At 41.9% G+C, this 26,257-nt stretch carries 26 protein-coding genes; 7 read left to right on the plus strand and 19 right to left on the minus strand.

Annotation, left to right across the window (positions count from 1 at the left end; translation table 11 throughout):
- Nucleotides 1–180 precede the first annotated feature (180 nt).
- The 5 genes from accC to cutA all read right to left on the minus strand — a co-directional run bounded on the left by accC (nt 181) and on the right by cutA (nt 5,001).
- Complete coding sequence (gene accC / locus JIG41_RS16195; RefSeq protein ID WP_036973357.1) at nt 181–1,521, minus strand: acetyl-CoA carboxylase biotin carboxylase subunit; 1,341 nt, start codon at nt 1,519–1,521, stop codon at nt 181–183.
- 23 nt (nt 1,522–1,544) lie between these two features.
- Nucleotides 1,545–2,006: an acetyl-CoA carboxylase biotin carboxyl carrier protein gene (gene accB, locus JIG41_RS16200; protein ID WP_036973358.1), complete on the minus strand. Its 462-nt coding sequence runs from the start codon at nt 2,004–2,006 to the stop codon at nt 1,545–1,547.
- A gap of 30 nt (nt 2,007–2,036) precedes the next feature.
- A complete protein-coding gene (gene aroQ, locus JIG41_RS16205) occupies nt 2,037–2,489 on the minus strand; it encodes a type II 3-dehydroquinate dehydratase (RefSeq protein WP_036973359.1) in 453 nt (150 codons plus the stop codon).
- A 350-nt stretch (nt 2,490–2,839) separates the two neighbouring features.
- Nucleotides 2,840–4,681, minus strand: coding sequence for a protein-disulfide reductase DsbD (locus tag JIG41_RS16210; protein ID WP_199525091.1), 1,842 nt, complete (start codon nt 4,679–4,681; stop codon nt 2,840–2,842).
- Nucleotides 4,681–5,001, minus strand: a complete 321-nt coding sequence (gene cutA / locus JIG41_RS16215; RefSeq protein WP_036973361.1) for a divalent-cation tolerance protein CutA — start codon at nt 4,999–5,001, stop codon at nt 4,681–4,683. Before cutA ends, JIG41_RS16210 begins: the two co-directional genes overlap by 1 nt.
- 161 nt (nt 5,002–5,162) lie before the next feature.
- On the opposite strand from cutA, the gene JIG41_RS16220 reads away from it, so the two are divergent.
- The 3 genes from JIG41_RS16220 (at nt 5,163) to groL (ending at nt 7,768) form a co-directional block, all read left to right on the plus strand.
- Nucleotides 5,163–5,639 carry an FxsA family protein gene (locus JIG41_RS16220; protein WP_036973751.1) on the plus strand — a complete coding sequence of 159 codons (477 nt, stop codon included), beginning with the start codon at nt 5,163–5,165 and terminating at the stop codon, nt 5,637–5,639.
- 143 nt (nt 5,640–5,782) lie between these two features.
- Nucleotides 5,783–6,070, plus strand: a complete 288-nt coding sequence (locus JIG41_RS16225) for a co-chaperone GroES (protein WP_036973362.1) — start codon at nt 5,783–5,785, stop codon at nt 6,068–6,070.
- 51 nt (nt 6,071–6,121) lie between these two features.
- Entirely contained in the window at nt 6,122–7,768 is a 1,647-nt protein-coding gene (groL, locus tag JIG41_RS16230) for a chaperonin GroEL (protein ID WP_075594292.1), read from the plus strand.
- A 138-nt stretch (nt 7,769–7,906) separates the two neighbouring features.
- Here the strand turns inward: groL and JIG41_RS23095 are convergent, their stop codons facing one another.
- On the minus strand, nt 7,907–8,146 hold the full coding sequence (locus JIG41_RS23095) for a YHYH domain-containing protein (protein WP_199525092.1): 240 nt from the start codon (nt 8,144–8,146) through the stop codon (nt 7,907–7,909).
- A 727-nt stretch (nt 8,147–8,873) separates the two neighbouring features.
- Here JIG41_RS23095 and JIG41_RS16240 point away from each other — a divergent pair.
- Both JIG41_RS16240 and JIG41_RS16245 read left to right on the plus strand, forming a co-directional pair.
- Nucleotides 8,874–9,026 carry a hypothetical protein gene (locus JIG41_RS16240; protein WP_199525093.1) on the plus strand — a complete coding sequence of 51 codons (153 nt, stop codon included), beginning with the start codon at nt 8,874–8,876 and terminating at the stop codon, nt 9,024–9,026.
- Nucleotides 9,016–9,927, plus strand: coding sequence for a DUF3800 domain-containing protein (locus tag JIG41_RS16245; RefSeq protein WP_199525094.1), 912 nt, complete (start codon nt 9,016–9,018; stop codon nt 9,925–9,927). The genes JIG41_RS16240 and JIG41_RS16245 overlap by 11 nt, the downstream gene beginning before the upstream one ends.
- Nucleotides 9,928–10,244: 317 nt before the next feature.
- Here the strand turns inward: JIG41_RS16245 and JIG41_RS16250 are convergent, their stop codons facing one another.
- Together JIG41_RS16250 and JIG41_RS16255 are read right to left on the minus strand one after the other, a co-directional pair.
- On the minus strand, nt 10,245–11,747 hold the full coding sequence (locus tag JIG41_RS16250) for a S41 family peptidase (protein WP_199525095.1): 1,503 nt from the start codon (nt 11,745–11,747) through the stop codon (nt 10,245–10,247).
- A 242-nt stretch (nt 11,748–11,989) separates the two neighbouring features.
- The gene (locus JIG41_RS16255) at nt 11,990–13,465 is read right to left on the minus strand and encodes an NAD(P)H-hydrate dehydratase (RefSeq protein WP_199525106.1); all 1,476 of its coding nucleotides are present in this window, start codon (nt 13,463–13,465) and stop codon (nt 11,990–11,992) included.
- 145 nt (nt 13,466–13,610) lie between these two features.
- On the opposite strand from JIG41_RS16255, the gene JIG41_RS16260 reads away from it, so the two are divergent.
- Nucleotides 13,611–14,939 carry a M24 family metallopeptidase gene (locus tag JIG41_RS16260; RefSeq protein WP_065979398.1) on the plus strand — a complete coding sequence of 443 codons (1,329 nt, stop codon included), beginning with the start codon at nt 13,611–13,613 and terminating at the stop codon, nt 14,937–14,939.
- Between the two features lie 52 nt (nt 14,940–14,991).
- Here the strand turns inward: JIG41_RS16260 and speD are convergent, their stop codons facing one another.
- The 9 genes from speD to JIG41_RS16305 all read right to left on the minus strand — a co-directional run bounded on the left by speD (nt 14,992) and on the right by JIG41_RS16305 (nt 23,299).
- On the minus strand, nt 14,992–15,804 hold the full coding sequence (speD, locus tag JIG41_RS16265; protein ID WP_036973370.1) for an adenosylmethionine decarboxylase: 813 nt from the start codon (nt 15,802–15,804) through the stop codon (nt 14,992–14,994).
- Nucleotides 15,805–15,892: 88 nt separating this feature from the next.
- The gene (locus JIG41_RS16270) at nt 15,893–16,306 is read right to left on the minus strand and encodes an OsmC family protein (RefSeq protein WP_036973371.1); all 414 of its coding nucleotides are present in this window, start codon (nt 16,304–16,306) and stop codon (nt 15,893–15,895) included.
- A gap of 88 nt (nt 16,307–16,394) precedes the next feature.
- Entirely contained in the window at nt 16,395–16,742 is a 348-nt protein-coding gene (locus JIG41_RS16275) for a DUF3802 family protein (RefSeq protein WP_065979400.1), read from the minus strand.
- 130 nt (nt 16,743–16,872) lie between these two features.
- Nucleotides 16,873–18,342, minus strand: a complete 1,470-nt coding sequence (gene astD / locus JIG41_RS16280) for a succinylglutamate-semialdehyde dehydrogenase (protein ID WP_065979401.1) — start codon at nt 18,340–18,342, stop codon at nt 16,873–16,875.
- Nucleotides 18,343–18,360: 18 nt separating this feature from the next.
- Nucleotides 18,361–19,377, minus strand: coding sequence for an arginine N-succinyltransferase (gene astA / locus JIG41_RS16285; RefSeq protein WP_036973377.1), 1,017 nt, complete (start codon nt 19,375–19,377; stop codon nt 18,361–18,363).
- 81 nt (nt 19,378–19,458) lie between these two features.
- Nucleotides 19,459–20,664 (minus strand): aspartate aminotransferase family protein, encoded by a 1,206-nt coding sequence (locus JIG41_RS16290; RefSeq protein ID WP_036973379.1) that lies wholly within the window; start codon nt 20,662–20,664, stop codon nt 19,459–19,461.
- Between the two features lie 368 nt (nt 20,665–21,032).
- Nucleotides 21,033–22,193, minus strand: a complete 1,161-nt coding sequence (locus tag JIG41_RS16295; RefSeq protein ID WP_036973752.1) for an HDOD domain-containing protein — start codon at nt 22,191–22,193, stop codon at nt 21,033–21,035.
- A gap of 47 nt (nt 22,194–22,240) precedes the next feature.
- Nucleotides 22,241–22,819 (minus strand): aminodeoxychorismate/anthranilate synthase component II, encoded by a 579-nt coding sequence (locus tag JIG41_RS16300; RefSeq protein WP_036973380.1) that lies wholly within the window; start codon nt 22,817–22,819, stop codon nt 22,241–22,243.
- A gap of 81 nt (nt 22,820–22,900) precedes the next feature.
- Nucleotides 22,901–23,299 (minus strand): thioesterase family protein, encoded by a 399-nt coding sequence (locus JIG41_RS16305; RefSeq protein ID WP_036973381.1) that lies wholly within the window; start codon nt 23,297–23,299, stop codon nt 22,901–22,903.
- A 36-nt stretch (nt 23,300–23,335) separates the two neighbouring features.
- Here JIG41_RS16305 and JIG41_RS16310 point away from each other — a divergent pair, with 36 nt between their 5' ends.
- Nucleotides 23,336–24,040 (plus strand): 2OG-Fe(II) oxygenase, encoded by a 705-nt coding sequence (locus tag JIG41_RS16310; RefSeq protein WP_065979402.1) that lies wholly within the window; start codon nt 23,336–23,338, stop codon nt 24,038–24,040.
- A 74-nt stretch (nt 24,041–24,114) separates the two neighbouring features.
- On the opposite strand, the gene envZ is transcribed toward JIG41_RS16310, so the two are convergent.
- Together envZ and ompR are read right to left on the minus strand one after the other, a co-directional pair.
- Nucleotides 24,115–25,410 carry a two-component system sensor histidine kinase EnvZ gene (envZ, locus tag JIG41_RS16315; RefSeq protein ID WP_036973383.1) on the minus strand — a complete coding sequence of 432 codons (1,296 nt, stop codon included), beginning with the start codon at nt 25,408–25,410 and terminating at the stop codon, nt 24,115–24,117.
- A gap of 5 nt (nt 25,411–25,415) precedes the next feature.
- Nucleotides 25,416–26,135, minus strand: coding sequence for a two-component system response regulator OmpR (ompR, locus tag JIG41_RS16320; RefSeq protein ID WP_036973384.1), 720 nt, complete (start codon nt 26,133–26,135; stop codon nt 25,416–25,418).
- Nucleotides 26,136–26,257: the final 122 nt, after the last annotated feature.

A 26,257-nucleotide genomic window follows, 5' to 3' on the forward strand; every position in this document is an offset into this window, starting at 1 on the left:
ATGAGTTACTGACAACACTTAGGTTGTTTATCTTACCCGATAGGCTACCAGACAGGCATTATCCAAGGGTGATAAGAAGGAAACCAAATAAGTATCCTTACAAAAGAAAATGCCAGTCAGCTCTTAACTGACTGGCATTAGGCAAAGTTGCCGGTTTGTTTTAGGTAAACATTATTATGTTTAAAGACCGAGTTTCTTCTCAAGGTAGTGGATATTAGTACCACCGTTTTGGAAGTTTTCATCTGCCAAGATTTTCTTGTGCAGTGGGGTGTTGGTCTTAATGCCGTCGATAACTAATTCGTTTAACGCATTACGTGAACGCGCAATCGCTACATCACGGTTTTCACCGTAACAGATCAACTTACCAATCATTGAATCGTAATGAGGTGGTACAGTGTAATCAGCATAAATGTGGCTGTCCCAACGAATACCTAAACCGCCAGCTGGGTGGAATCGTGTGATTTTACCCGGTGAAGGAATGAAGGTTTCAGGGTCTTCTGCGTTAATACGACACTCAATGGCGTGGCCACGAATAACCACATCTTCTTGAGTGAATGATAGTGGTTGACCCGCAGCAATTTTTAGCTGTTCTTTAATTAAGTCAACACCTGTTACCATCTCTGTTACAGGGTGCTCAACTTGAATACGGGTGTTCATTTCAATGAAGTAGAACTCACCGTTTTCGTATAAGAACTCAAAAGTACCTGCACCGCGATAACCGATTTCGATACATGCACGTGTACAGCGATCACCGATGAACTTACGCATTTCAGCTGTAATGCCCGGTGCGGGTGCTTCTTCAACCACTTTTTGGTGACGACGTTGCATTGAACAGTCACGCTCACCAAGGTGAACAGCGTTACCTTGGCCGTCAGCTAATACTTGTACTTCGATATGACGTGGGTTTTCTAGGAATTTTTCCATGTAAACCATACCATTACCGAAGAACTGCTTCGCTTCTTGTTGTGTTAATGCGATTGAATCTACTAACTCTTTTTCGCTACGCACAACACGCATACCACGACCACCGCCGCCGCCTGCTGCTTTAATGATTACAGGGTAACCAATGCGCTTAGCGATTTGAATATTGCGTTCATTATCAGCCGTTAATGGACCGTCAGAACCTGGTACACATGGTACGCCAGCTTTACGCATTGCTTCAATTGCAGATACTTTGTCGCCCATTAGACGAATTGTGTCGCCTCTTGGACCGATAAACACAAAGCCGCTTTGCTCTACTTGATCAGCAAAGTCTGCATTCTCAGAAAGAAAACCATAACCTGGGTGAATCGCCACCGCATCCGTTACTTCTGCCGCCGCAATAATGCGCGGAATATCTAAGTAACTTTCAGACGCAGCAGGTTTACCAATACAAATTGTTTCGTCTGCCAGTAACACGTGCTTAAGATCACGGTCTGCCGTTGAGTGCACAGCAACAGTTTTGATCCCAAGCTCTTTGCAGGCGCGCAATACACGAAGTGCAATTTCACCTCGGTTTGCAATGACTACTTTATCTAACATAGAGTTGGCCTTTTGTTGCGCTATTATTCAATGATGAATAAAGGTTGATCGAATTCTACTGGCTCGCCGTTTTCAACTAAGATAGCTTTTACTGTGCCCGCTTTGTCTGATTCGATTTGGTTCATCATTTTCATTGCTTCAACGATACACAGTGTATCGCCAACATTTACTTTTGAACCTACTTCTACGTACGGCGCTGCTTCTGGTGATGCTGCTGAGTAGAAAGAACCTACCATTGGTGATTTAACTTGATGACCGGTTGGTGCTGCCGGTGCTGCTTCTGCCGCTGGTGCTTCAGCAACTGGAGCAGGTGCTGCTGCCGGCGCTGGTGCCGCAAAATGTTGAGGTGCATAATGCATTGCAGGACCTGCACTCATATTATTACGGTTAATGCGTACTGATTCTTCACCTTCAGTGATTTCTAATTCAGCAATACCAGATTCTTCTACTAGTTCGATAAGTTTTTTGATCTTGCGAATATCCATTAAACGACCCGCCTGTTAGTTTATTTAAAATTAATGTGTGTTTTGCAACCGATTAACCGCAGCTTCAAGTGCTACTTTATAACCCATTGCTCCTAATCCAACGATAACGCCTTGTGCCACATCCGAAAAATACGAATGATGACGAAATGCTTCACGTGCATGTACATTACTTAAATGCACCTCGTAAAAGGGAATGTTTACACTGAGTAATGCATCTCGTAAGGCAACGCTTGTATGTGTAAATGCTGCAGGGTTGATAATAATACAATCAACCGCTTGCCACGCTGCATGAATTCGCTCAATAAGCGCCGCTTCACTGTTACTTTGAAAATGCGTTAAATCAACATGGTAACGCGTCGCGACCGTGCTTAGTTCAGCCATAATCTCGTCAAGAGATTGTGTGCCATACTTTTCAGGTTCACGCTTGCCAAGCATGTTTAAATTTGGCCCATTTATAACTAAAAGTCTGAATTTTGCAGCCATAATACGCGATATATCCTTTAAGTAACTAGTTTAAACATATTCAACATAAACCCCTGCTTAACTTAAGAGGGTAAATGTAAAATAGCAACTATTTCTCACGTTAACCACCTATTATAGATATTTCGACGTAAATAGCAGCAAAATACTGGTCTAATCACTCTTAAACAAGGCGCATCGTACGTGTGACAAGGAGCTGCGACAAGTTATCCTTGTTGTTTTATTAGGGTGATTAATTATTCAAACCGTTTAAAATTAAACCTAATGTATTAGATTTTACATGAAGTGCTCTTTTAAAAATAAAAATGCCACTCAATTGAGTGGCGTTCAGCTTGTTCGATGCAATTAACCGTTTATTTTGCGTTATTTCGTACTTTTGCTAAATGTTCGGCAAAGTCTTTCGCATTTAAAAAGCCCGTGACTCGTTGCTCGGCTAACTCGTTACCTTGGGTATCAAAAAACAAAATACTTGGTAAACCAAACACCGTGTACTCTTCCATTAACTCAATGGTTTTTGCATCACTTTCGGTTAAATCAATTTGAATTAACTCAAAATGAGCAAACTCACTTTGCACATTGGCATCTGGAAAGGTGTAATGCTCAAATTCTTTACACGCAACACACCAATCGGCATACAGGTCCACCATCACTAAACGGCCTTGGCTATTTGCATCACTAATTTTATCTTTAAGCTCTGCTAGGTTCGCCACTTGTGTAAAGCCGTGGTTTTGCTCTACCACATTAGTAACCACTGCTTTAGTCGGCCAAAAGTAGTTTTTCGTTAACGAAGCCCCTGTAATGACTAATAACGTTGCCGCAAACCATAAAACCGTTTTTAGCTTACTTTGCGACTGACCACTTTGCCAATGGTGCAAATACAACGCGGTTGCAAGTGCAAGTAAACCGGCCATCAACCAAATGATTTCAATATCAACAATTCGCTCTAATAAAATGAGTGGCACAACCAACATAATAAAGCCGAACAAGATTTTAACCTGTTCCATCCAACCGCCGGCTTTAGGAAGTAATTTACCACCTGATGTGCCAAGTAATAATAACGGTAAGCCCATACCTAAGCTGAGTACATAAAGCGTCAAGCCGCCTACCAAGTAGTCGCCACTTTGTGCAACATAAAGCAGGGCTGCTGATAACGGTGCCGTGGTACAAGGTGACGCGATTAAACCCGACAACACCCCCATCATAAACACGCCAACATAGTTGCCGCCTTTTTGCTGGTTACTCACCTGAGTGAGCTTATTCATCATGCCGCTTGGCAATTTAATTTCGTACCAACCAAACATCGACATGGCCAGCAATACAAACAAAATACTAAAGCTAATCAGTACGGTTGGGTGCTGTAAATACCCTTGAACTTGTCCACCCAGTGAAGCAACCACCAAACCTAACGCAGCATATGTCACCGCCATACCTTGTACATAGACAAAAGATAATGAAAATGCTTTTTTCGTTGAAAGGTTTTGCTGGCCTGCTATCAAGCTCGATAAAATTGGAAACATCGGAAAAACACACGGCGTAAAGGCCAGACCCACACCCACCAAGAAGAAAATCACTAAATTAGTCAGTAATCCCTGTGAGGCTAATTTATCTGTATAAGACTGCTCCCCCTTGGGAGCTGCAGATGTATTTTTTTGTTCTGTTTTTGAAGGCTCTGCATTTTCTAAAGACTCAGCATTGGCTGTTAATGCCGCTAATGCATTACCCGCAGATGCACTGTCGGTAACCTGCTCACCGGCGATGACTGAAAGAGGGATGGTTCTAACTTCTGGCGGATAACATAAGCCAGCCTCTGCACAGCCCTGAAATCGCACTTTTACAACGGCATCTTCTGTCACGTTGCTTAATTTGGAGATGATACTTAAGGAATCAAAAAAAACCTCGGTTCTGCCAAAAAACTCATCTTCGATTATTTCACCTTTGCCAAGGTCTGGAATTTCAATATCAGCTCCTTTGGCAATTATTTCGACTTTCTTTTTATATAAGTAATAGTCTGGCGCTATGTCCCAGCCAATGAAGAGGGTGTTACCTTGCTGATCAAAATCAAAAACAAAGGCCTGATCCACAGGAAGAAAAGTGTGTTCTGCTGGTTGTTGCAGTAAATTTCCGAGTAAATTGCTATTACTTGCACTGGCTGGCAATAACCACAGTGCGCAGAGTAATAAAAAGAACGATCGCATTAATTAAGTACCTCATCCATCCAATTAAAATAGGCTAAATTGCCTGTTGCGACATCAACGACCTGAATTTCTGGCACCTCATAACTATGCAACTTCTTGATAGTTTGGATCACCTCATTCATTTTTTCTGATTTTGTTTTGATCAGTAACTTACTCTCTTTGGCTTGAGTCACTTCACCTTCCCACATGTAAATCGATTCAATGGTCGGCAAAATGTTCACACAGGCCGCTAGCTTTTCTTTAACTAGGTGCTGAGCCAGCAGACGCGCTTCATTCTCATTTGCACAGGTAGTAAAAATTAGTCGAAAATGCGTAGTCATAAGGAACCTTTATTTGATTACATGAGTCGCACCATAGTAGCCGATAGTCACTACAATGTGTAGCGGCCTCAATGATCCTTGGTTCTACCTTGAAAAAAGACCTGATCACCCATATTTATATTTCACTGACTCAAAAAAGAGCGACATTTTTAGAGAGCGTTATGTTTAGATTTTTGTTTTTATTATTTATTTTAGTGCCGATTGTTGAGATTGCACTGCTCATTCAAGTGAGTGAAGTCATTGGCGGCTTTGCAACCATAGCGCTTGTCATTGTCACCGCGATTGTCGGTGCAAAACTTGTAAAGCAGCAAGGTATCGGTGCTATTCAAAACGTACAACTGCAAATGGCGCAAGGGCAAATGCCTGCAAAAGAGTTATTTACCGGTCTGTGTGTGATTATCGCCGGTGTCTTACTGATGACCCCTGGTATTATGACCGACGTGTTTGGCTTTTTATTATTAACGCCAGTAGTGCGCAATAAATTGGCGGCAGGCCTTGCCAGTCAAGCGACTGTGCGTATGAGCTCACAAATGAATCAAGGCGCTGCACACTTTCAATATCATAGTAAAACCAGCCAACATGAAGAGCCAACTCACCAGCCAACAACCATTGATGGCGAATTTGAGCGAAAAGATTAAAAATTTTTAATTTTTATACTTGGATTTTTTTAAGCCACCCCCATTATTGAAGGCAATGAAACGCAACGGGTGGCTTTAGCACTCCCCTGCATAACACAAGATTTTTTCTGTACTGTTCAGAAACTGTTAGGAGAACTAAATAAATGAACATTCGTCCTTTACATGATCGCGTCATCGTTAAGCGTCTAGAAGAAGAAACTAAGTCTGCTGGCGGTATTGTTTTAACTGGCTCTGCAGCTGAAAAATCAACGCGCGGAGAAGTTATCGCTGTTGGTAATGGCCGTGTATTAGACAACGGTGAGGTAAGAGCATTAGAAGTAAAAGCCGGTGACACTGTGCTGTTTGGCTCTTATGTTGAAAAAGCTGAAAAGATCGAAGGTCAAGAGTACCTGATCATGCGTGAAGATAACATTCTAGGCATTGTAGGTTAATCCTACTTTTCGTTTAGCAACCCGTTTACAGAATTTAAGAGGAATTAAATCATGGCAGCAAAAGAAGTACTTTTTGCAAGTGACGCACGTGGCAAAATGCTAACAGGCGTAAATATTTTAGCAAACGCAGTAAGAGTAACTTTAGGCCCTAAAGGCCGTAATGTTGTTTTAGACAAATCATTCGGTGCGCCAGTCATCACTAAAGATGGTGTGTCTGTTGCAAAAGAAATCGAGCTTGAAGACAAGTTCGAGAACATGGGCGCACAAATGGTTAAAGAAGTAGCGTCAAAAGCGAATGACGCTGCAGGTGATGGTACAACAACTGCAACCGTATTAGCGCAAGCTATCGTAAACGAAGGCTTAAAAGCAGTTGCCGCAGGCATGAACCCAATGGATCTTAAGCGCGGTATCGACAAAGCGGTTACAGCAGCTGTTGAAGAGCTTAAAGCATTGTCTGTTCCTTGTGCTGACACAAAAGCGATTGCCCAAGTAGGTACTATTTCTGCTAACTCTGATAGCGAAATTGGTAACATTATTGCTGAAGCAATGGAAAAAGTGGGTCGTGATTCAGGTGTTATCACTGTTGAAGAAGGTCAGTCACTAGAAAACGAATTAGACGTTGTTGAAGGTATGCAGTTTGACCGCGGTTACCTGTCTCCTTACTTCATCAACAACGCCGAAAAAGGCGCTGTAGAGCTTGATAACCCATTCATTCTACTTGTAGATAAAAAAGTATCTAACATCCGTGAGTTACTACCTACATTAGAAGCGGTTGCTAAAGCAAGCAAGCCTTTATTAATTATTGCTGAAGACCTTGAAGGTGAAGCACTTGCAACGCTTGTTGTGAACAACATGCGCGGTATCGTTAAAGTATCTGCGGTTAAAGCACCTGGTTTTGGCGACCGTCGTAAAGCAATGCTACAAGACATCGCAGTCTTAACGGGTGGTACTGTAATTTCTGAAGAAATCGGTTTAGAACTTGAAAAAGCAACAGTTGAAGACCTCGGTACAGCGAAGCGCGTTGTGATCACTAAAGATGACACAACAATCATCGATGGCGCAGGTGAAGAAGACGGTATCAATGGCCGTGTTGCACAAATCAAAGCACAAATCGAAGAAGCAACGTCTGACTACGATAAAGAAAAACTACAAGAGCGTATGGCTAAACTAGCTGGCGGTGTTGCAGTAATCAAAGTTGGCGCAGCAACTGAAATCGAAATGAAAGAGAAGAAAGACCGCGTAGAAGATGCATTACACGCAACTCGCGCAGCGGTTGAAGAAGGTGTTGTACCGGGTGGTGGTGTTGCATTAGTGCGCGCTGCAAACAAGCTGGTAGACTTAATTGGTGACAATGAAGACCAAAGTCACGGTATTAAAGTTGCACTTCGTGCGATGGAAGCACCACTGCGTCAAATCGTTACAAACGCAGGCGACGAAGCATCTGTTGTTGTTAACAATGTGAAAGGCGGTGAAGGTAACTACGGTTATAACGCAGCGTCTGGCGAATACAACGACATGATCGAAATGGGTATCCTAGACCCAACTAAAGTAACGCGTTCTGCACTACAGTACGCAGCTTCAATCGCGGGTCTTATGATCACAACTGAAGCAATGGTTGCTGAAATCCCAAAAGATGACGCTGGTGCCCCTGATATGGGCGGCATGGGCGGCATGGGTGGAATGGGCGGCATGATGTAGTCCACTCCAAGCACTTCGCTTAAAAAACCCAGCTTCGGCTGGGTTTTTTCATCATAGATTGAGCTTTGCCTTGCAAACACAACCATCTCTAAACACTACTTACAGTTAAACTTTTAAGCATATATTCAAACTCATTAGCTACGATGAGATTTCACAATTTCCACCATATTTCTTTTTCAGCGACTGGCAAGTGGAATAAGCATAACCGCAGCGCTTTTCATCATTAAGTACATGACAGTATGTTGGCTTATCTGAAGCTGCTTTTTTATTATGACAGTGATAACTACCATTAGAATGATTGGTATGGCAGCCTGATGAATTAGTTCTTCCTGAGTGAGCATTCAAAGCTGAGCTAAATAAAAGAGTAACAACAAGCAATCCATATATTTATTCAAAATGATTTTCCTATTACATTTATACTAGAACAATAATACTAGTATGTAGTTGCTAAAATCATAACTAATCAAGGAAATATTTTTCTCAATTAAATCACGCCACTTTCTCTTCCTAAAACTTACTGCTTAAATTCAACTTTTATAGAATTTTATAAAATCAATAAAAACCATTAAAAACTGACGTTTAACTATCACAGATATATCTTTACGCAAGTATCCTCTAGCTATGTGGATTGTCGAGTTTGAAAATGTTTTAGTGGTGGCGTCGAAGACTTCGTTCCAATAGGCGAAAATGTGGATTAAAACTAAATACTTTAAATCCTTAAGAGAACGCAACTGAACATTTTCTGGTATTACAAGCGATCGGTTTAACAAACGATTGATATATACCAATGACACCGTGATAAAGCGACATACCAAGATAAAAGCAGAGGCTAATCCTTATGACTTGGCATTTGAGGAATACTTCGAGCAGCGCCTTGAGCGGGGTTGGCGTGAATCAATGCAAGGTCAAAGAAAAGTGCTGATGCTTTGGCTCAGACAGCAGAATGCTGTGTAATGTGTCGCCATAAAATTACCAACAGTAACCTAACTGTCATAGGTAATTGTATAGCAACACTTTATAAGTAATGACTTACTCTAATCTCAGCTATATTATTGATTAGCCCAAAGGTAATAAGAAATTAATAATGAGTGGAGTGAAACATCTTATGGGATCAAATGAGAGTATAAACGATATAGCAACAGCTATTGATATAACAGCCGAAGTGTCAGAGTACTGCGATAGTCATAGTGTATATTTTAGTGGTTGTGCAGATACCGAAGCAGCTTTTGAGCTTGCTAAAGAAAAGTGTGAATCTTAAATTAGGGAGCGGTTACAGTAATGCGCTGCTATCCGACATAATAGTTAACAACATTCTTAACTTCTCTCTGAAAAAAGGAAAAAACTCCATGAGCGTTGACTTGCAGAACAAAGCATCGTTTGATAAACCAAAAGCGTCAATTGGGCAACAGCGTGGGTTTAGTGATTTTGTAGTGTACGTTGATGAAAGTGGCGACCATAGCTTAACATCAATCGATAAGGACTACCCTGTCTTTGTACTAGCATTTTGCATTTTTTATAAGGGTCAATACTTATCAAATGTTGTTCCTAGGCTGCAACAGCTCAAATTTGATTACTTTGGTCACGATTTGGTAATTTTGCACGAGCACGAGATTCGTAAGGAAAAAGGAGATTTCACTACATTTAAAAGCCGAGAAGATAAACATCAATTCTTAGGTCGTTTAAGTGAAATCATTGATGGCAGTAATTTTATACTTGCATCCTGTGTAATTGAGAAAAATAAAATACGTAACCCTGATGAGGTTGATAACCCTTACCATATAGCACTTAAGCATTGTTTAGAAACACTATATGACTTAGTAACTGAGAAGGAACAACAAACACTCGAAACCCATGTGATCGTTGAATGCAGAGGCAAAAAAGAAGATAACGAGCTCGAGTTAGAATTCCGTCGTATCTGTGATGGAGAAAATAAGTACCAACGTGATTTACCATTTAAAATAAGAATGGCATCTAAAAACTCCAACTCCGCTGGCTTACAATTAGCTGATTTAGTGGCTCGCCCAATAGGTAGATACGTACTAAAACCAGAGCAGAAAAATCAAGCTTTTGATATTCTTCAGAATAAGTTTTATTGTGAAGGTGGAAGATGTGCCGTTGGCAAAGGGTATGATCAGTGGGGATTAAAGCACTTTCCATAACGTTTTTAATAAACACAGAGTATTTTCAAACGCTAGATAGCGAAAAACCCCGATGATACTCACCGAGGTTCCAACGCCGACCGGGTACTCCCAATCCACTTAAAGCAAGTATAGTTTATTGAACAAAGTAAATTCAAGTAATATATTAATCATTTTTTAATTAATATTTAATACTCAAAAAATAAAAGGAAAGATAATGCAGCTAACTCATGCGATCATAAGTCAGAGATTTTTAGCGCGAATAGCAACAACTTTAATCTCTCAATATGATTAAGTACTATTGCGAATTTATATCAATACAACATATTGTTAGCACTTTACTTTATAACACGCTCAATGTGTTCTAATAACACCTCTGTTGTCCAGTCAACGCCATGGTATGGAATATCAGGCCAGTAAAAATCCCCCTTACCGCGCGCTCTGTTTACATAAACTTTGTTAGGGATTATCACTTTGCTTAACCCTGAGGGAGTATCAACAAATCGAACATCCATATAGGTTGAATCAGCACTGCTCGGCGCACCAAATAACACTGTATTTGAAAATAACTTAAAAGTATCAATTGCATCCAGACACGCACTGGCACATTGTCCGGGCACTATAACGATGGCTTTAGTGTTAAAATCACTTTCAGATACTTCATCTGAGACCGGTGTCGTTGCTGGCTTCTTCTCAATATAAAAAGGTTCACCCATATCTAACGCCGTCTGCATACCTGCTGAGACTTGTTTTACTATAGCGAAGACCTCGGGCTGGTCTTGCACTTTTGTTTTTAATGACTCAAGGTATTGCGTATTATCTTTGGATGCTCGCCACCAAACGCGTGTATTTTTAACTAACTGCTCTCTTCGCGATGTCACATGCTGCGGCCCCCAAAGTTGCTCAGCAATTTTCATACTCCAATATGTTGAGCCGCCTTGATTATGGCGAAGATCGAATATCACCGCTTTAGCCGTTAGCAACTGTTCACGCTGCTCGGCTAAATCAGTGAAGAGTTGTCGGTAACGTGCTTTTTGTTCTTCATTTGGTGAAAATGAAGGCATTGCTACCCAAGCAATCTCTTGAGTTGCCCAGTGTAGGCCTACCTCGAGCTCATCACCATTGTAAGCATTTACTAAGTGCTGGCGAACATTTTTTGGTCGCTCAGACCATTCAAGTCTAACGCTATACGTCGCGCCACTGACTTTCACAAAATCACAACTTTTAAAGGGGGTTAGAAATGGGTTTCCATCATCCACTAATAATCGCCATCCTTGGTTCCACCAATGACCGGGTTGATCAACTTCACCATAAAATTTAAACAGGGTATCGCGCATTAAGGGTTCAATAGGCGTGTTATTACAGCGCACTATTTTATCCCCTTTCGTTACTTTATCATGCTCGCTGTAATACACTTTTAAGCCATCACCACGCCATACTGCAGAAAATCCGGGCCAGCGTCGTGGCAACTTAACGTCGTCAGGTAACAGTGCAACTGCCCCAGCGTGACCATCTTGCAAAACCGAATTAAAACGTGCAATTGCGGCTGCGTAACCTTGTGCATTTTCTACTTGGTCGGCAAGCATTAAAGCGTGTTGCTTGGCATTAAACAGTAATTGTGGAAACCCTGGGTTATCGCTATCAAACATGCCGGGGTGATTATCGACTGATTGCTGATAAGCAGCTTCAATATCTTTTTGTGTAGTGGCTTTCCACTGGGTTGCTGTTTTTGGAAAGTGTTGTACTGGGTGAGAGCTGTCAGCTTGCACACTCACACTTGCAGTGACTAAGGCTATGCCACTCACGAGTAGAGGCAAGTATAAATTAACCGCTTTATTCATATAAATCCTTTTAATTATTTTAATCCAAACAGTGGGTATACATGTAATAGCAACGCGACTATTAACCGTGCTACATATTGTTTAATTTATAACTAATGACTAAAAAATAAAACCCACACTGTCGACACAAGAGCCCATCATTTTGAAACACTCTGATACAACCCGCAATAATACTCAACGATTGTGAGCTGTTTATGAGGCGAATAGGCATAAATGAAATTGGCCCTTTAATTTATGGCTTGTTAAGGTGAATTAACTAACTCTCTGACTATCATAAACAAATCACTTGGCAACATACCACGCTCACCATCACGCTCAGCGGCGATATCACCCGCTTTTGCATGTAAGCAGACCCCTCGGCAGGCTGCTTGCTGAGTATCTAGCCCTTGTGCAATTAGGGCTGCAATAACGCCAGTGAGTACATCTCCACTCCCCCCAACAGCAAGGGCTGGATTACCATCTGTGCAGACCCAGGTTTTATTGTTATTGCTAATTAATGTGCCAGCCCCTTTTAGTACGCAGGTTGTGGTATAGCTGTGCGCTAAACGTTTGACCGCTGCAAAACGGTCAGTTTCTATGTCTGAGGTGCTGCAATTAAGCAGCCGTGCGGCTTCACCGGGGTGAGGAGTGATAACCGTGTTTGTCAGTGGAAATGACGACGCATGTTGGGCAATTAAATTAAGTGCATCGGCGTCAATAACTAAGGGTTTATTATTGGTGAAACAGTACTGCATGACTGTTTCAAAGGTAGCCTCAGACCAACTATCAAGCCCCAAACCGGGGCCTATGGCAATACAGCTTGCCCATTCAAGAGAAGCAATTAGATTAGCGTCTGTGACCATTAACTCTGGCCTTCCCATACTTACACTGAGAATTGAGCTGGTATGCGTATACACCTTAACCATACCCGCACCTGTTCTCAGTGCCGCTTCTGCCGTTAAGCGAATAGCACCTGCTGTACCTGCATTACCCCCAATGCACAATAACTTACCATGGCTGGTTTTGTGGCTATTGTTATCACGCGCTGGTAGTGAGTTGATTGTTTGCTGATTAATAAGCAAAGCACAGGGTGAGCACAGCAACGCAAATGCATCAGCAATGCCTAAATCTGCAAACTCACATTGCCCTGCATGCGCGCGCCCTTGCCCCGTTACCAAACCTTGTTTAATACCCACAAAGGTCACAGTAACAGTCGCTTTAATTGCAATACCTTGAACGGCGCCAGTATCGGCATGAATACCAGAGGGTAGATCGATAGCTATAATGGGCGCTTGGCTATTATTCGCCGCGTTTATCAGCTCACTAAATGGCGAGCGAACGTCACTTTGAATACCCGTACCAAGCAAACCATCAACGATAACATCAGCCTGTTCAAGCACAGCAAAGTCTGTCACGATTTCGCCTGTGGCATCTAACCAAGCTTGTTGTGCGGTGAGTGCATCTCCTGACAAGGGTTTGTCAGGTACAGCGGCTATCACTGTCACGTTTTTTCCTGCTTGTTTAGCCAAATTTGCAACGATGTAGCCATCACCTGCATTGTTTCCAACGCCGACCAACACCACATAATGCAACGCGTCCGCAAAGTAGTTCACGCTATGCATAAACACAGCCTGACCAGCACGTTCCATAAGCGTGTACATCGCAACACCGCAGCGTTTAGCCACAATGGCTTCATTCGTTCTTATTTGTTCGGCTTTAAATAACTGATGTTCAATCATTGGTTTAGTCATTCTTGAGCAATCTATCAATTTACTGTAGCAAGCAACCCCGTAGATAGAAACCTGTTATTCATCTTAATCTTATCGTCTTGTCTATTTATTATTGCTATGTTCTAAAGACACTGACAATAAAAAGAGTTAACCCATGACTAATAACAAAAAAACGGTTATTTCATTATTTTGTGCCTTATTAGCCCTACCATTAAGCGCAAATACGGTCGATATTTTACCAATGAAAGCGCGCGCTGAATTTATTGATAAAATGACTGAATTACGAGTAAAAACGTTACTGCCCCCTTTAATGAAGCAACATAATATTGATATGTGGCTGCTAATCAGTAGAGAATATAACGAAGATCCTATTTTAAAAACAATGCTGCCTGCGACTTGGTTATCAGCCAGACGCACCACCATTTTGGTGTTTGCTCGAAACCAACAAGGTGGGGTTGATGCGCACGCTATCGCGCCATATAAAATCGGCAAGGTATTCAAAAAGTCATGGGATAAACAAAAGCAACCTGATCAATGGCTTGCTCTAAATGACATAATTGAAACATACCAACCTAAAAATATTGCCCTAAACACCTCTCAAAACTGGGCACATGCCGATGGTCTTGTCGTCGGTGATTTTAATAATCTTAAAAGCGCACTCCCTAAAAAATACCTTGATAAGCTCATTTCTGCTGAACCTCTCGCTATTGAGTGGCTCGAGCAACGTTTACCTGAAGAAGTAGACATGTATAAAAAGGCAGTGGCTATTGCGCATCAAATTATTGCTGAGGGCTTCTCAAGCAAAGTGATAAAGGTAGGTGAAACAACCACAAACGATTTAGCCTGGTGGTTTAGAGAGCGGGTAAGAGAATTAAAACTGCAAACATGGTTTCACCCCAGTGTCAGTATACAGCGTGCCGATAAAAAAACGTTTGATCATGAAACAAGCTTTAGCAAAGATAATGAGCACATTATTCAAGCGGGTGATCTACTGCATGTTGATTTTGGCATTACCTATTTGCGCTTGAACACTGACACTCAACAACATGCTTACGTGTTAAAAGAAAACGAAACGCAGGCACCAGACTATTTAGTGAATGCCTTAAAAAGTGGCAATCAATTACAAGATATTTTCACCTCACACTTTGCAGCCGGTAAAACGGGTAATGAAGTACTAAAAGAGTCTCGTGCAGAGGCGATTGCTCAAGGGTTAAAGCCCACAATATACACCCACCCTATTGGTTACCATGGCCATGCTGCGGGAACAACGCTGGGCATGTGGGATTCACAACAAGGGGTTGCTGGCGATGGCGACTATCCACTGCACTTAAATACCGCGTATTCGATTGAATTAAACAACGCCGTTTTTATAAAACAATGGAATAAAGAAATTCGAATTATGCTCGAAGAAGATGCGTTTTTCGATAAATCAGGGGTGTGGTATCTAAATGGCAGACAAACTGAGTTACTGCTTATAAAATAAAAAACGGCGCATAATAATTTTATGCGCCGTTTTTTTAATACGTTACCAGTGACTACTCAGTGTCAGGTAAGTTACGACCGTAGAAGATTTCTTGCATCTCGCGTGTTAGCTTAGAGCGGATCTCTTCTTCTTCGTCTTCTGACAAATCAGATGTAGATACACCGAATAAATAGGTATTTAAGTCGGTTTCTTTTAACATCATTTTAGTGTGGAACAAGTTTTCTTGATACACGTTTACGTCCATCATTTGGTACGCTTCTTTTGTATCTTCAGTCATGTAATTCTGAATAGAATTGATCGCATGGTCGATATAGTGTTTCACACCATCAACATCACGCGTGAAACCACGAACACGGTAGTCAATTGTTACTACATCTGACTCAAGGCTGTGAATTAAGAAGTTCAACGCTTTCAGTGGCGAAATAATGCCACACGTTGATACTTCGATATCAGCACGGAAAGTACAAATACCATCATCAGGGTGCGCTTCTGGGTACGTGTGAACACAGATATGACTTTTATCTAAGTGTGCTACCACAGTTTCAGGAAGTGGACCCGGCGCTTCATCAACGTCGTACGTTGTTTGCTGCTCAATTGGCTCTTCTGAGATCAGAATTGTTACACTGGCACCTTGCGGATCATAATCTTGGCGAGAAACATTCAAAATGTTTGCACCAATAATGTCCACTACTTCACCTAAAATATCGGTAAGGCGATCAGCACTGTACTGTTCGTCGATATATTCAATATATTCTTTACGCTGTTGTTCAGTCTTCGCGTAGCAAATATCGTAAATACTGAAGCTTAAGCTCTTAGTTAAATTATTAAAGCCATGAAGCTTAATTTTATCGAAGGGTTTATTCATGCTAAACCAACCTTTAAACGAGTGAAACCTGCACCAGCAGAAATAAAAGTTCGCGGATTTTATACGAATTTTGCGTTTGGAAAAAGCGTTATTTTACTTGTTCTTCCACAACTTCATGGCTATGTGTAATTTCTACTGTTTTATCAAGCATTAAGGCTACAGAACAATACTTTTCTGCAGACAATTGAACAGCACGCGCAAGGTGTTTTTCAGACACGTTATCGCCAGTAACCACAAAATGTAGATGAATCTTGGTAAACACACGAGGAGCAGATTCAGCACGCTCAGCACTGAGCTTTACTTGCACGTCAGAAAATGATTGCTTCGCTTTTTTAAGAATACTAACAACATCAACAGATGAACAACACCCTGCCGACATTAATACCATTTCCATTGGACTTGGTGCAGCACTGTCACTACCCGCATCAAAAACGACATTGTGACCTGAATTTGAAAGGCCAATAAAGGTATCACCTTCTACCCATTTTACATTCGCTTGCATTTATTTTATCTCTAAAAGTTATTTTGCTTGATTGTAAGCAAGTCACACTCAGATGCAATCGAAAAACGATATTAGGTGTTAAAGGAGATTACGCACTTTCAGCAACGGCTGTATCGAATAAGTTTTTTACAAGTCCAGCAAACTCATCTATAAAGGCGTGTTGCTCAACAGTAACAGGTTGATTTGTGACACTGCTTAGTACTTCTTGTAAGTCATAAACGATGCCATCGACTTCGCGAACGATTTGGCTGCGTTGTTCGGTGTTCAATTCTGTATGCTGTTCGCAAAGCAGCATGACATTCTCGGCAATCACGTCTTCAATTAGCTCTAGCACCGTTGGAGCTCCTGGCTTTATTTGACCTGGCTTCTCAAATAGCGCTAAATTTTGAGTGAGATACATGACAAGATCATCGTACCCTTGCCTATCTAAAACCATACGACTGCACACCTAATAAAATGACTAACTCTATAGATTTAAGCAGAAAGCGCTTTTAATTGCTACCTTTGCTATAAAGCCAATACAAAAAAAGCAGCCGAAGCTGCTTTTTATAATCATTAATACTGATTTAGTCTATTTTTAAGCCAGGGCTTAATGTGGCTGGCATAGCCACTTTTTCAAGCTCAACTGACGCAACAGGGTATGCACAGTAGTCTGCTGCATAATATGCACTTGCTCTGTGGTTACCAGACGCACCAATGCCACCAAACGGAGCCGCACTCGATGCACCCGTAATTGGGCGGTTCCAATTAACAATACCAGCACGAATACGACGTAAGAAGTGGTCGTAATCAGCTGCATTGTCACTTAATAGACCCGCTGATAAACCAAAGCTTGTGTCATTTGCTTTATCAATGGCAGCATCAAAATCAGTAAAGCGGAAAACTTTAAGAAGTGGACCAAAGTGCTCTTCATCAGGGAAATTAGTCACGTTTGTACACTCTAAAATGCCTGGCGTTACAAAGCCGGTATTTTCTGTATGCGTTAACTCAACTAATACGTCAGCACCTAGTTCTACTAATTGCTGTTGTGCTGCAGCCATACCCGCGGCAGCCGCAGCTGAAATCATAGAGCCCATGAATGGCTGGTCATCAGCATCATATTCACCGACTTTAATCGCTTTGGTTGCTTTTATTAGACCCGCTAAGATGGCGTCACCTTGCTCGCCCACAGGTAAGAATAACTTACGCGCACAGGTACAACGTTGGCCTGAAGAAATAAACGCAGATTGAATTATATCGTGAATAGCAGCTTTAGTATCCGCAACGTCAGTCACGATAAGCGGGTTATTCCCCCCCATCTCTAAAGCAAGGATTTTACCCGGTTGACCTGCAAATTGTTCATGTAGGATATGACCTGTACGCGATGACCCCGTAAAGAATAAGCCGTCAATGCCTTTATGCGCCGCAAGCGCTTTGCCTGTATCAACTTCACCTTGAACAAGGTTAATAACCCCATCAGGTAAACCTGCTTTTTGCCACAGTTTTAAAGTCAGCTCTGCAACAGCGGGAGTGAGCTCAGAAGGTTTAAATACAACCGTGTTACCCGCTAGTAATGCTGGAACAATATGCCCATTTGGTAAATGACCCGGGAAGTTATACGGACCAAAAACGGCAACAACACCATGTGGTTTATGACGGATCATCGCACGGCCTTGTGGCATGGGGTTTTCAACGTCGCCGGTACGCTCTAAAAACGCTTTTTCAGAAATCGCAATTTTACCCACCATGGCGCCTGCTTCAGTGCGAGTTTCCCACAACGGTTTACCTGTTTCTTGCGCAATGATCAGCGCTAACTCTTCACTATGCTCTTTAAGCGTTTCAGCGAACGTTTTAACAATAGCTAAACGTTCTGCAAATGATTTATCCGCCCAACTATAAAAAGCTTGGCGCGCGGCATTTACAGCACTGTCTACTTGCTCAGCCGTGGCTGTATTTGCTTGCCAAATAACATCATTATTTGCAGGGTTTACAGAGTTGAATGCATGACCAAGGCCTGCTTGCCATTGACCATTAATAAATTGCGCTGCATGCGTCATTACTGTGTCTCCTAAATTCTATAGTTTTGCAACTGATACGGTGTCGCCAGCTTCTAAGTGAAGGGCTTTTGCAAGCTCACTTGAAAGGGTAATTGTATCGACATCACACGGTAGATTAATTTGTGTCACTGTGGCTCTAAAGTCAGTCAATTTATCATTAGCGAGCATCACGGTGGTGTCGCCTTGGCTTTGACCTATTTCGACCTGCACCTTTCTTGAATTACGAATCGTAGCGATATTATCCACTTTAGCTTCAACCGTAGGACCCGCATCGAAAATGTCAACGTAGCCGTTAAAAGTGAAACCTTCACTCTTCAACAGCTCAATAGCTGGGCGAGTATTATCATGCACATGACCAATAACAGCTTGCGCATCTTTGCTTAATAGATTCACGTAAATTGGGTATTTAGGCATTAACTCGGCAATAAATACTTTTTGACCTATTCCCGTCAGGTAATCGGCTGTTGGAAAATCCATTGAGAAAAAGTGCTCTTCAAGCCATTGCCAAAATGGGCTTTCGCCATTCTCGTTTGACACACCACGCATTTCTGCAATAACTGTTTCAGCAAAACGTTCTTTATGTTGATTAATAAACATAAAACGTGCTTTTGATAGTAATTTACCATTGTTATTTTTGCGGTAACCATCTCTCAAAAACAATGTACATAGCTCTGTTGCACCGGTGTAATCATTACATAGCGTTAAGATATCAACGGCTTTATAAACGTTAAGTGTACGCGATGAATGAATCGCTTTACTTAAATGATAATGATAAAACGCGTCATCTAAACCCACGGCGGCTTCGATGGCTGAAGTACCCACTACTTCGCCTGTTTCGCTATCTTCAAGAACAAACAGGTAACCTTCATCACCAGGCTGCTGGGCTACTTTTGCAAATGAGCTCAGTGAATGATCGATTTTCTTTTGTAACAACTCTTCATTATTAGGCAAAGATGTAAAACCATGCCCTGATTCATGGGCAATTTTAAGTAATGCTGGGTAATCACTTTGCTGGATTGGGCGAAGGATCATCATGAGTCCGCTTGCTCCCTTATAAATAACGGTAAATTATGAACGCGGGCAAGCAGTACTTGCCCTGATATGTCAGTTGAATGATTAGCCGTTAACGACTTTAGCAACTGCTTTTTCGAAACGAGCCATACCTTCGCGGATATCAGCGTCAGGAATAACAAGTGAAGGAGTAAAGCGAACAACATCTGCACCCGCTACTAATGACATGACGCCTTCTTCGGTCCCTGCCACTAAAAACTCTTTTGCACGGCCTTTGAATTGCTCAGTAACCACTGCACCCAGTAGTAGACCTTCGCCACGAATTTCACTAAATACGTTGTACTTGTCGTTGATTGCAGTTAATAGTTCGCGGAATAAAGCCGATTTTTCTTTAACGCCACTTAACACCTCTGGTGTATTCACCGTATCAAATGCAGCTTCTGCAACAGCACACGCAAGTGGGTTACCACCATAAGTAGAACCGTGTGTTCCTACTTTTAAGTGCTGAGCAATATCAGTTGTGGTGATCATTGCACCAATAGGAAAACCGCCACCTAACGCTTTAGCTGTGGTTAAGATATCAGGCGTGACATTTAAACCTTGATACGCATAAAGCTCACCAGTACGGCCGACACCTGTTTGTACTTCATCAAAAATTAACAGCGCATTGTGCTTAGTACACAGCTCACGTACACCTTTTACAAACTCTTTTGTTGGTGAAATGATCCCGCCTTCACCTTGTAGAGGTTCCATCATGACTGCACATGTATTGTCACTGATCAGTGCTTCGAAAGCTGCTAAATCATTGTAATCACAATGTACGATATCGCCCGGCTTAGGACCGAAGCCGTCTGAATAGGCAGCCTGGCCACCTACTGTTACAGTAAAAAATGTACGACCGTGGAAACCTTTATTGAATGAGATAATTTGTGATTTTTGCTCACCAAAGTTATCAAGTGCAAAACGACGCGCAAGTTTTAATGCGGCTTCGTTTGCTTCTGCACCAGAGTTAGCAAAATAAACTTTTTCTGCGAACGTTGCATCGGTTAACTTTTTAGCTAAACGCAGTGCTGGCTCATTGGTCATCACATTTGATAGATGCCAGATTTTCTCGCCCTGCTCTTTTAATGCACTTACTAAGGCCGGGTGACAGTGGCCAAGGCAGTTAACAGCAATACCACCTGCAAAATCGATAAATTCACGACCTTCTTGGTCCCAAACTCGAGAGCCTTCGCCTCGCACAGGAATAACACTTGATGGTGCATAGTTAGGAACCATTACGTGATCAAATAATTCGCGATTGACTGTCATTTTATATCCTCTTTATCGTAAGCACACGCCATCTTAAGCGGCGCTATAAAGCTAAACTAAGCTATTTTACTAAGCTAATTGAGCTTAGAGTAAAATCACCTTAATTACTCTTTGGTTCAATTTTCATTCATCCATTATTTCAGAAAAAAATCCATCTGTCTCTTAGAAAACTTTCATGCAGCCCTTGAAAATAAAGGGTTTGAGATATTTTTTCATGGATAGTGAATAACTATTTGAGGGGTATTTTTTATACAAAATACACTTAAAAGGCGCGCTGCTAGCAAACCACGCATGGGCACGTTATCTAAATATTGCTATCGCTCAGCATTTACAATGAATGAATAGTCGCAAAAAAATTAACAATTATTTTAATTAATTTGGATATGGAAGTTCTCAAAGTTGCATTTTGCCAGTTCATCAAGCTCATTTTGTGTAAAACCATAATGCGTAAACCAGCGTTGAACTTCATCTTTCTCAACTAACTGATGTTCGTTCAAGCTTAAAAACTGCGCATAGCACCGTGCTTTTAAAATCACTTGGGTCAGAGGAAGGTATTCATCATTTTTAGCAAGGGGTGTCGTTAATTGCTGCAAAACGGCGTTAAACGGCAAATACCGAAATGCCATTTGCTCAATCACGGTGGCTGTCACTTTAAGTGACAATTTGCTTAATAACGAACTTAAAAATAAAGGATCGGGTTTTAACTCTAATAATGCAGTATGCAAATCTTTCTTTTGTTCTTCGCGCGCCATAGCCACCTTGCGTTGCCACACTCGCTCAAAAGTGCGCAAATAGAGCCTTACTAAGGCAATTTTCCCTACATCCAATAACATGCCTAAAGTAAACGCGTGTTCTTCATTAACGCCGTTTAGCTTTGCTATTTCTTGTGCTGCAATAGCGCATGCCATTGAATTATCTCGTAAGCGGCGCTTTAATAAAGGAAAGGGTTCTGTGCTGTGAGGCATCCAGTGACGTACTGCGAATGTCGGGACCACAAATTTCAGGTTATCAAGACCTATATAACGCAATGCGAGTAACGGGTTATCAACTTTAACGGAAGTGTGTTTACTGCGTTGCTGGCGATAGTATGGCAAATTAACAAACGCGACGAGCTCACGCCCAAGCCAGGTTAAATCTTTAATTAACGGCTCTAAGCGACCTACCGATGCTGAACGTGTCGCAAGAATATCTAAAATAGCGGGCACACTGTCTTGAATGCCAATGGTTTCATGTACCACTGAATCAATATCTTCCAGCTGCTTGTTCATCGCATTTTCAATCACTTGATGTAATTGCTGACTCGCTTGAGCACGATACTTATGGTGCGCTGTACTGCTTTTTTGGCGTTTCTTTTGCGCTGCAACTTCAACTTCTAATAAAGTTCGCTGCTCCATTTGCTCGCCATAATCAATTTCTAAAGTATGAATATAGCCAATCTGACGCTGTGCAAAACTGTGGCCAAGCAAAAGATCATGCGCACGCTCATTAAGCACCATCGCAGTCCTTTGTTGTCGGATTTCATCGGTCATTTGCACAGCAGTATTGTCGTTCATATTTGTAAATAATTAGCTTAAGATTAGAAGCGAGTTAAAAAGTTGGCAAGTAATTCAAGCCCTTGTTGCGTCAAAATTGCTTCAGGATGGAATTGCACACCTTCAAGTGCGAGATCCTTGTGCATTATTCCCATTATTTCATCAAAATGCGTATTGTGTTCGGTCCACGCTGTAATACTGAGCTCACTGGGAAGACTCTGTTTATCAACCACCAGCGAATGGTAACGACATACCGTCAATGGGTTGGCTAAGCCTTTAAAAACACCTTGGTTTGTATGGTGCACTAAGGAGGTTTTACCGTGCATAACCTGTCGTGCTCGTACGACCTCACCTCCCAATGCTTGCGCAATTGTTTGATGTCCCAAGCAGATACCTAAAATAGGCAGCTGCCCTTTAAACTCTTCAACCACTTGCAGCGAAATACCGGCTTCATTTGGTGAGCAAGGCCCAGGAGAAATGACAATATGTTCGGGCTTTAATTGCTTGATGTCGGCAACACTTATCTCATCGTTTCGTTTAACCAATACCTCTTGATCCAAGCGCTGAAAGTATTGCACTAGGTTGTAGGTAAACGAATCATAGTTGTCGATCATTAACAGCATTGCGTGTAACCCAAAATTACTCAGTCAAAATAATGAAGCGACATTTTACCCCAAGCGCCCAGAAATGTCGGCAAAAAACGGCTACTCAGAAACGAATAAGTGTGCAGAAAGTGCTGCTTTTTCTTGCTCATCTAACTTTTGCGAACATTTATTGGCAAAATCATACCGTACCAAGACCGTTTTACCCACCGCACAACATGTGCCTTGCTGCCACGCTTCTTGACGCAATACAAAGGAGCTTGAACCAATATGCTCAACACTCGTTTTTATCTCAACATCGTGGCCATAAAACAACTCTCCGACAAAGCTTACTTCAACCTTGGCTATAATCAATTTCCACTGATGTGGATTTAAATCCGGTGTAAAAAATCTAAAAATAGGCGCACGGGCGGCTTCAAACCACACGGGGAGTACGGTATTGTTGATATGCCCTAAGACATCCGTTTCGCTAAATCGGGGCGTGATTGATTCAATAAACATAGTAACCCTATAAAAAATATAAACTAAAGGTAGCTCATGACGGACTTTATTCGCGTATACGAAAACGCCCTTAGCAAAGAATTTTGCGATAATTTTATCACGGTATTTGAACAAAGCCCGCATTTAAAACAAGGCATTACCTCTGGTGGCGTTGATTTATCTAAAAAAGACAGCCGCGATTTATACCTAAATAATCACCCAGAATACGCCGAACAATTAAAACATATTCAACAAACCACCGCAGGGTACATCTTTAAGTATCTCGAAGAGCATATTTTTATGATGATTGGCGCGTTTGGATTAAAAGTCTATCACCCAAAAACCGGTCAACCCGTTGACTTAAACCAAGACAACTTTGAAGAAGTCGGCAAGCCGCAACTGCCTTTATTAGTCCAGCAAATCTTTAGAATGGGTAACATTCAGGCGCAAAAATACGACATCAATAAAGGGGGCTATCCATACTGGCACAGTGAGGTATACCCGCAAGTAGGTCATAACGAAGCGCTACATCGCGTATTGTTGTTTATGTTTTACTTAAACGATGTAGAAGAAGGTGGTGAAACCGAATTTTACTATCAACAACGTAAAATATCGCCCAAGAAAGGAACGATGGTGGTGGCTCCTGGCTACTTTACCCACACTCACCGTGGCAATAAGCCAATCTCAAACGATAAGTATATTTTGACCTCGTGGATATTGTTTAATCGTGCCGAGCAAATTTACGGCCAACCACAGTCATAACGTTCAATAAGATAAGTGCGACACCCCTGTCGCACTTTTTAAGCAATCAGTCTTAATCTGTCACGTTATTTCATCTACAACGGTAAATAGATTTGTGCACTTAAGCCACCTTCGGGGCGATTAAGCAACTGCACTTTTCCGCCATGCATATCAACAATACGTTTGATGATTGCCAGCCCTAAACCGCTACCTTCACTACCACGGGCAGCATCGCCTTGTTTAAACGGTTCAAACACGGTTTCAAGTTCACTCTCAGGAATACCTGGGCCTTGATCATTTACAACCACCATCGCGAATTTTTTATTGCTACTCAGGCGAGTTTCAACCTCAATATCACCCTGTGAATAACGTATCGCGTTTTCAATCATATTAGTGACAACACGTTTTATTGCCACCATGCTCACTGGTACATCATGAATACTGGGGTTTTCTTTAAAGGTGATGCTGCGATGATGCTTTTGTTCTGCTTCGACGACTTCTGCAACAAGCGCATTTAAATCTTCAAGCGCAAGCTCTTCGCGCTTGTGATGACGCAAGTACTCTATAAATTGGTCAATAATCGCATTCATATCTTCGATATCATGGATTATCCCTTCGCGAAGGTAGTCTTCATCATCTGACATCATTTCTGTGGCTAAACGAATGCGCGTAAGCGGCGTTCTAAGGTCATGAGATACCCCCGCCATTAGCAAACGACGGTCGTTTTCTAATGCCGCAATACCCCGAGACATCTGATTAAAAGCACGCGTTACTTCAATGACTTCGGTTGAGCCCTGCTCTTCGAGTTTGGTGGAGAAGTCGCCCACCCCCACTTTTACAGCAGCTTGTTGCAGTGCTTTTAAAGGACGGTTCAAGTGACGCGCAAACAACCAGCCACCTAGCACACTTAAAAAACCAATACTGGACAAGTAAAAAGTTAAAAATTTCAGGTTGTTTTCTTGCAAACCCGTTAAGGGTACGCGTACCCAATAACCAGGGGCTTGCGGTGCTTCAACCCAATATACAAGCGGATCCGTTTGGCTAATGCGCACACGTGCTGAACCATTCAACTCTTTAGACATGCTGCGCGAAAGCATTGAATATTCACGTGTTTCAGCCAGCCCTTCGCGCATTGCCTGGCGCTGGGTCATGACTTCTATCCCTGTTATTTCAAAGAACTTTTCAGAGGCTTCTTTGCTCACTTCAACGCCTTCTTCCCACTCGATAAACACTGTTTTAATTTGCTTAGCGAGGATCAGATTTACTTGCTCTATGGTTGGCTTTACAACATAAAAGCTGACCGTGATATATGACACGATCTGGTTGATTAAAAGCAACGCTGCGACTAAAAATACGGTTTGTCCAAATGCGCTTCGCGGAAACATGCCCATTATTGCTACTTTTCACCGTCTGGTACAAATACGTAGCCTAAGCCCCATACTGTTTGAATATAACGAGGATTAGCAGCGTCAACCTCAATCATGCGACGCAAACGCGAAACCTGTACGTCGATACTACGCTCAAGTGCACTGTAGTCTCGGCCTCGCGCAAGGTTCATTAGCTTATCACGACTTAACGGTTCACGCGGGTGTGTGACAAGCGCTTTTAATACCGCAAACTCACCACTGGTTAATGACATGGTGTTATCACCTTGCGTCATCTCACGCGTGGCTAAATTTAGTGTGAATTCACCAAAACTAATTTCGTTTTCCTCTGCAGCAGGCGCGCCTGGTACTTCTTTAGCGCGACGACGTAAAATCGCTTTAATGCGTGCCAATAGTTCGCGTGGGTTAAACGGTTTAGGAATATAGTCATCAGCACCGAGCTCAAGACCTATTATACGGTCTACTTCGTCACCTTTAGCTGTTAACATCACAATGGGTATATCGTTTTCTTTTTGACGTAAACGGCGACAAATGGATAAACCGTCTTCGCCGGGTAACATTAAATCGAGTACGATTAAGTGGAAATTTTCACGCTCGAGTAAGCGATCCATCTGCTCTGAATTCGCTGCTGTACGAACAATAAACCCTTGCTCTACCAAATAACGTTCAAGCAAACTGCGTAAACGCATATCGTCATCAACAACCAATACTTTTGTCGTTTCGTGTCCCATAACTTTCATTCTTGTTGTAATGTGTTACTTGTTAATATAAATGAAAAACTTAAGAATAAAAATCGAATTGCACGCTTAGATTGTTACGGAACATTTCAAAATCCTACTCGACAAAGACAAAA

It is taken from the genome of Pseudoalteromonas sp. bablab_jr011 (assembly GCF_016464045.1).
GTDB classification, from domain to species: domain Bacteria; phylum Pseudomonadota; class Gammaproteobacteria; order Enterobacterales; family Alteromonadaceae; genus Pseudoalteromonas; species Pseudoalteromonas lipolytica.